The following is a 1,085-nucleotide window of genomic DNA, read 5'->3' as shown; positions in this document are numbered from 1 at the left end:
TTTATTGATACAGAAGAACAAATAACTTTGACTTCTATTGGTAGCGGTCTTATTGCAATCATAGGCTTGTATTTTTTTTACAAACGCTTAAAAAACCAAGATATCCAGCGAGTAGACGACCGGTTTAATTCAGCCATTAACTTGTTAGGATCAAGTGAAACTTCAGCACGCACAGGCGCAGTTTATGTCTTGCATGAATTGGCATTGGAGGAGGATAAATATCGCCAGCAAATTGTGCAAATCCTCTGTTCACATGTTCGTTCAAAAACCAGTGAAGCTGCGTATCAAAAAACTCACAAAGAACGCCCATCAAATGAAATTCAAACTACGCTCAATCTTTTGCTTAAAGAGAAAGAATGCGGTTTATACACACAAGGTTTTGCAAAAGTATCGGGCTTTCCTAGGGCGGATTTTGAGCATGCCTACCTTGTGAGGGCGGATTTTTGGAATGCACAGTGTCAAGGGGCGAATTTTTGGGATGCACAGTGTCAAGAGGCGAATTTTAATGATGCTCAGTGCCAAGGGGCGATTTTTTGGAATACACAGTGTCAAAGGGCGAATTTTTGGAATGCACAGTGTCAAGGGGCGAATTTTTGGAATGCACAGTGTCAAGGGGCGGATTTTTGGAATGCACAGTGTCAAGGGGCGATTTTTTGGAATGCACAGTGTCAAGAGGCGAATTTTAGGGATGCTCAGTGTCAAGGAGCGATTTTTAGTGATGCACAGTGTCAAGGAGCGATTTTTAGTGATGCACAGTGTCAAGGGGCATATACGCCTAAAGGGGTTTCTACACAAACATTAAGTTCTAGAATTGGTAAAGAGACTGAGTTTGAAACTTTGCAATTAGAGGGGGAAATTGCCGAAGATGTTATTAAAAATATTGAAAATTCCAAAAACTATTTAGACGACTATATACAAACAATTATCGAAGACAACACGGGCAAAAAAGCAAAATATGGCACGCCAAAGGGTTGTATCACAGGCATTTTAGAAAATAGTGAACAACTTCAAGCCATCATCAAGAAAGACTGGAAAAAATTAGAACAATTAAATAAAAAACAACATGATTAAAACCATTAAAAACA

At 39.2% G+C, this 1,085-nt stretch carries 1 protein-coding gene; it reads left to right on the top strand.

Annotated features, from left to right (window positions below; all coding sequences use genetic code 11):
• Nucleotides 1–1,071, top strand: a 1,071-nt coding sequence (locus tag BBROOKSOX_RS11470) for a pentapeptide repeat-containing protein (RefSeq protein WP_139661994.1), incomplete at its 5' end; no start/stop codon positions are given.
• Nucleotides 1,072–1,085 lie beyond the last annotated feature (14 nt).

Source organism: bacterium endosymbiont of Bathymodiolus sp. 5 South (genome assembly GCF_900128535.1).
In the GTDB taxonomy this organism is placed as follows: domain Bacteria; phylum Pseudomonadota; class Gammaproteobacteria; order PS1; family Pseudothioglobaceae; genus Thiodubiliella.
The sequence above is the reverse complement of the archived record's forward strand: the minus strand, read 5'-3'. Positions and strand labels throughout refer to the sequence as shown.